The sequence below is a fragment of the Halorubrum sp. SD612 genome, assembly GCF_002135005.1.
The window spans coordinates 1-5,631 of record NZ_NEWI01000152.1 but is presented as its reverse complement, the minus strand read 5'-3'; the positions used below and the strand labels follow the sequence as shown (position 1 = coordinate 5,631).

The 5,631-nt window shown below is 69.6% G+C and carries 6 protein-coding genes and 1 pseudogene; 6 read left to right on the top strand and 1 reads right to left on the bottom strand.

What is annotated here, in order from left to right; all coding sequences use genetic code 11:
- From B9G38_RS17895 to B9G38_RS13745, 6 genes and pseudogenes are all read left to right on the top strand, one after another.
- Positions 1–148 (top strand): annotated as a pseudogene (locus tag B9G38_RS17895) (alcohol dehydrogenase); the annotation flags it as partial.
- A gap of 127 nt (positions 149–275) precedes the next feature.
- A complete protein-coding gene (locus B9G38_RS13765; protein WP_086220735.1) occupies positions 276–1,262 on the top strand; it encodes a S49 family peptidase in 987 nt (328 codons plus the stop codon).
- The gene (locus tag B9G38_RS13760) at positions 1,259–2,287 is read left to right on the top strand and encodes a DUF4350 domain-containing protein (RefSeq protein WP_086220734.1); all 1,029 of its coding nucleotides are present in this window, start codon (positions 1,259–1,261) and stop codon (positions 2,285–2,287) included. Before B9G38_RS13765 ends, B9G38_RS13760 begins: the two co-directional genes overlap by 4 nt.
- Before the next feature lie 74 nt (positions 2,288–2,361).
- Positions 2,362–3,402, top strand: a complete 1,041-nt coding sequence (locus B9G38_RS13755) for a zinc-dependent alcohol dehydrogenase family protein (protein ID WP_049931862.1) — start codon at positions 2,362–2,364, stop codon at positions 3,400–3,402.
- Between the two features lie 101 nt (positions 3,403–3,503).
- A complete protein-coding gene (locus tag B9G38_RS13750; RefSeq protein ID WP_049931863.1) occupies positions 3,504–4,415 on the top strand; it encodes a CoA ester lyase in 912 nt (303 codons plus the stop codon).
- Positions 4,416–4,482: 67 nt separating this feature from the next.
- A complete protein-coding gene (locus B9G38_RS13745; RefSeq protein ID WP_086220733.1) occupies positions 4,483–4,752 on the top strand; it encodes a hypothetical protein in 270 nt (89 codons plus the stop codon).
- 156 nt (positions 4,753–4,908) lie between these two features.
- On the opposite strand, the gene B9G38_RS13740 is transcribed toward B9G38_RS13745, so the two are convergent.
- Positions 4,909–5,277 (bottom strand): VOC family protein, encoded by a 369-nt coding sequence (locus B9G38_RS13740; RefSeq protein ID WP_049931864.1) that lies wholly within the window; start codon positions 5,275–5,277, stop codon positions 4,909–4,911.
- Positions 5,278–5,631 lie beyond the last annotated feature (354 nt).

Genomic DNA, 5,631 nt, shown 5'->3' with positions numbered 1-5,631 from the left:
CGCCCGCGACTCGCAGGACACGCTGGAGTTCAGCGCCCTGCGCGACATCGCGCCGGAGATCGAGACGTTCGCGCTCGACGATGTCGCCGCGGCGTACGACCGGATGGCCGACAACGAGGCGCGGTTCCGAGTCGTCTTGGAGCCGTAGGCGACGGGCGCGATCGCTTCCCGGCCTCGCGTCGGGTTCGCCCACCCGTCTCGCCCCCGTTGCTCGCGGCGTCGTCGTCCCGGAGTCGTTGTTTTTATCATACAGTTGCCGATCGTATAAGACGGCGATGTCAGCAGACAAGCCCTCCACGGCCCTCACGTCGCGACAGCAGGTGGCTGTCGTCGTGCTGGCCGCGGCTCTGGTCGGCGCCGTGCTCGCTCCGAGCGTGTACGCGGCGACAAACGAACCGAGTGATACCGTCGCCGTCGTCGAGATAGAGGGGCCCGTCAACACGGCCCTCGCCGACGACGTTGAGAGCGAACTAGCGGACATCCGCGCCAACGAGTCCGTCGGCGCGGTCGTCCTCAAACTGGACACGCCCGGCGGCGCGCCCGTCGCCTCCGAGCGGATGTACAAGGCGGTCCAGCGGACGAGCGATGACATGACCGTCATCGCGAGCGTCCAGTCGATCAGCGCCTCGGGCGGCTACTACGCGATGGCGCCTGCGGACGAGATCTACGTGCTCCCGACCTCGACGGTCGGCAGCATCGGCCTGAACGCTCCCGCGCCCCGAGCGTCGTCGACCGCGCTCGGACCGAGCGGCCCCGACAAGGCCGGAAGCAACCCGACGCAGGCGTGGGCCGAACAACAGACGCTCGCGGACACGTTCATCAACGCGATGATGGCCGAGCGTAGCGACGAGTTCGAGATGCCCCGCGAGGAGGTCGCGAAGGCCGACACCTACCTCGGTACCGAGGCCGTTCAGAACGGCTTCGCCGATGAGATCGGCTCGCTCAACGAGGCGATTCACGCGGCTGCGACCGAGGAGGAACTCGGCGAGTACACGGTCGACACCCGCGAGACCGGACAGGAGTTCGGCATCCCCTTCCTCGTCCGGACCGACACCGGGATCGTCGCGATCCACGCGAACGACCCCGGGTACGCCGACGTGAAGCCGATGCCCTCGACGTACGTGTACACGCCCGCCGTCCCGCACGTCGACACGATCGAGCGGTTCTCCGAGACCGACGTGCGGACCGGCGGCGCGGTCTCGACCGAGCGCGGGACGCCGGGGAACGAGACGGCGCGGCTCAGCGGAGGTGTCGGCGCGTGACCCGCGTCGCCCCCCTCGCGGCCGCGTTCGTCGTGACCCTCGCGGCGGTCACCGGCGGCGCCGCGGTCGCCGGCTACGTGACCGCCGACGGCGCCGCGCCCGCACCGGCGATCCAGAACGACCACTACCAGAACCCAGACCTAATCGCGAACGACACGCCCGGGCAGGCGACGGTCGAGATGGACGCCTCGGCCGGCTCCCAGACCGTCCTCGTCGACCCCGGCGTCGAACCGGCCACCGCCCGTCCGGTGCTCCCCTTCAGCCTCATCGGGCTCGGCGGCGGCGGCGTCGCCGACCGGGACATCCGGCCGCTCGCGAACGCGCTCATCGAGAACGGTCACGAGGTGGGCGTGTACGTCCCCGATCCGGACCAGCAGCGACGGCCCGCGCGGCCCGGCGCCGAGGAGACGACCCAGCTCGGCGAGCGGCTCGCCGAGGCCGACGCGTTCGTGACGTTCCAGACCGACTACGAGCCGGACGAGCTCGACGCGATCGAGTCGTTCGTCGAGTCCGGCGGTCACGTCGTGCTCGCCACCGAGCCCGACGCGGCGTACTCGCAGCCGGGCGCGGCGTCTCTCGACGCGACGCTCGACGTCACGACCGAGAGTGGGTACGTGTACAACATGGAAGAGAACGACCTGAACTACCAGCGCGTGTACGCCGAGGCGACCGGCGACGCGTCGCTGACCGAGGGCGTCGACCGCGCGGTGTTCCCGTCGGCGACGCCCGTCGGGACGCCGGCCGGCGGCGCCGACGTGCTGCGCCCGATCGAGGGCAGCGAGCTCTCGACGACGCGCGCGCCCACGGACGCGCCGCTGTTAGTCCGCAACGACGAGGTCGTCATGATCGGCGACAGCGACTTCCTGTCGCCGGACAACGCCAGGCGCGCCGACAACGACGCGCTGATCGGTAACCTCGCGGACTTCCTCGTGACGAACGACCGGACGCCGCCCGGCGACGGCGGATCCACGGGCCCGACGCAGCCGGGGCCCGGCCAGCCGCCGACGAACGGCACCGCTGGCTGATCGGTCGGTCGGTCCGCGCCCGAGCGACTTCCGTCACCCTCTCATTTTTGCCGCCCGCGCCGGAAGCGAACTGTATGCGAGCAGCCGTCTTCAACGGTCCCGGCGACATCGGCGTGGAAGAGCGACCCCGGCCCGAGATCGAGGCGCCGACGGACGCGATCGTCCGCGTGACCCACACCGCGGTCTGCGGCTCCGACCTCTGGTTCTACCGCGGCGACAGCGAGCGCGACCCCGGCTCCCCGGTCGGCCACGAGCCGATGGGGATCGTCGAGGCGGTCGGAGAGGCCGTCACCTCGGTCGAGCCCGGCGACCGGGTGCTCGCGCCGTTCGCGATCTCCTGCGGCGAGTGCGAGTTCTGCCGGAAGGGGCTCCACACCTCCTGCGAGAACGGCGACTCCTGGGGCGGCGACAACGGCGGCGGACAGGGCGAGTACGTCCGGTCGACCCACGCCGACGGGACGCTCGTGCGCGTGCCCGACCGCTACGCCGACGACGAGGACACGCTCCGCTCGCTGCTCCCGCTCACCGACGTGATGGGCACCGGCCACCACGCTGCGGTCAGCGCGGGCGTCGAGGCGGGGTCGACCGTGGCCGTCATCGGCGACGGCGCGGTCGGGCTCTGCGGCGTCCTCGCGGCGCGTCGGCTCGGCGCGGAGCGCATTGTCGCCGTCGGCCACCACGAGGACCGGCTCGAACTCGCCGAGGAGTTCGGCGCTACCGAGACCGTCTCCGAGCGCGGTGAGGCCGCGGTCGAGCGGATCCGAGAGCTCACCTACGGCGGGCCGAACCACGTGATGGAGTGCGTCGGCGCCGCGAGCGCGATGAACACCGCGATCGACGCCGTCCGTCCCGGCGGTACGATCGGGTACGTCGGCGTCCCCTACGGCGTCGAGGAGGAGGGGCTCGACGTGTTCGGGATGTTCGGACAGAACGTCACGCTCGCGGGCGGAGTCGCCCCGGTCCGCGCATACGCCGAGGAGCTGATGGCCGACGTGCTACAGGGAACGCTCGACCCCGCGCCGATCTTCACCGAGACGGTCGACCTCGACGGCGTCGCCGAGGGGTACCGGCTGATGGACGAGCGCGAGGCGATCAAGGTGCTGGTCAAGCCGTAGCGACCGCGGCTCGGCGGCCGTTAACTCGTTTTCGACCCGGCGAAAATACCCCGCGTAAGGTAGCTTTATTTTCATGGACGAGCGTGATAGATTCGACACAGATGACGGACGTTACCCTTCGCCGGACGCAGCTCGCGACCCCGGCGAGCGACGAGAAGATGATGCACTCAGCCGCCGACAGCGACGCCGACGAGGTGTTCCTCGACCTCGAGGACTCCGTGGCCCCCAACGCCAAGCCGGACGCCCGCGAGCCCCTCATCGAGGCGGCCCGCGAGGAGGACTGGAGCGATAAGGTCCTCAGCTTCCGGATGAACGGGATCGACACGGAGTGGTGGTACGACGACGTGATCACCGTCGTCGGCGCCGCGGGCGAGTCCATCGACGACATCATCATCCCCAAGGTGAAGTCCGCCAGCGACATTCACACCGTCGAGAACCTGCTCCGGCAGGTCGAGGTGAACAACGGGCTGGAGGTCGGCGCCATCGGCCTCGAGCCCCAGATCGAGGACGGCGAGGGGATCCACAACGTCCACGATATCGCGCACGCCTCCGACCGGCTCTCCTCGATCATCTTTGGGCCGGGAGACTACTCCGCGGCGATGGGCACGCCCGGGCTCGACATCGGCCAGTTCCCAGAGTACCCCGGCCACTACTGGCACCACGCGCTCTCCGAGTGTAACTCGGCGGCGAAGTCGGCCGGCCTGCCGTGTCTCGACGGCCCGTACGCCGACATCGAGGACGCCGACGGGTTCCGGCAGTCCGCCGAGCGCGCCAACATGATCGGCTGCGACGGCAAGTGGGCGATCCACCCATCGCAGATCGAGATCGGCAACGACGTGTTCGCGCCCGACCCGGAGACCGCAGAGCGCGCCAAGCGCATCGTCGACGCCTACGCCGAGGCGATGGAGGAGGGCAAAGGCGCCGTGAGCGTCGACGGCCAGATGGTCGACGAGGCGACCAACAAGATGGCCCAAGACATCGTCGAGACGGCCGAGGCCGCCGGGATCCTGTAAGGAGTCGCGCGCCGCACTCCCTGTTCTGGCGTCCGCTTTTTTTGCGATTCGGAGCCACGCTAATGGTATGGGTGACGGCAGGTGGGGAGCGCTCGTTCACCACGTCGTCGCGGTGCCGACGTTCGTCGCGGCGTTCTGGCTCTTTCGGCTCTCCTCGCTCCCGGGACTCCCCGTGACGGTCGCCGGGCTCGAGTACGTGGCGCTCCGCGCCACGGGACGGAGGCGAACGGGCGAGGGGGCTGGCTGCTGGTGTGGGTGGGCTACGCGGTGCCGTTCGGCCACGCCCTCGGAACGGAGGACGCGGGGCGGTTCGGCCGCCTCTTCGTTCTCGCGCTGATCACGGTGCTGGTCTGGGCGGTCGTCGAGGACCGTCCGCGTTCTTCGACGACGTCGACGTGGACGTGTGGCCCGGCGAGGACGACGACGGGTGGTGACCGCCGAAGTACGCGCGTCGTCCGGTCCGGACGCACCGCCGCCTTCGGTGCCCGACCGCTCACAGGGGCTCGATCAGCTCGACGACGTGGCCGTCCGGGTCCTTCACGAAGGCGGTCCGGGCCCCCGCTTCCGGCTGGTCGCCCGGCTCCTTCACGACGCCGTGGTGGTCAATCGTCTCGAACGCGGCGTCCACGTCGTCGACGCCGACGGCGACGTGGTCGTAGCGGTCGCCGTCCGCGCTCGGCGCCGCGCCGTCCGTGTCAGACAGCTGGAACTCGACGCCGCCGTCGCCGGCGACGTACACGTTGCGCGTGTCGCCGTCGGCGGTCGTGAACTCCCAAGCGCGTTCGAACCCGAGCTGCTCGACGTACCAGTCCGCGGCGCGGTCGGCGTCCGCCACGTTGAGACACGTGTGGAGAATCTCCATGCGTCGTGCTGTCGCGGCGACGGCATAAATCCCGACGGCAAGCCGGAGGACGCCTCGGGTAGACACAGCGAAGAGACGCCTCGGACGGACGCAGCGAGGCAACACGCGACGAGAGCGACCGCGCCCCGGAGCGACGACACGGGGCCGACGTCGGACCCCGCTCCCCGCCGAAACTATCATGAACAAAGGTTTTATTCTCTGTTCTCCCCCGGTCGTTAGTATGGCAACTCAGCTTTGAACGTTGAGTATCTAACACTTAATCGAGCGAAAATGGCGGCTGAGACGGTATGAGCATGGAAAAGAGAGTTCAGCCGCAGACGCTCCGCTCTCCACTGGAGGTTCAAACGCCGTGAA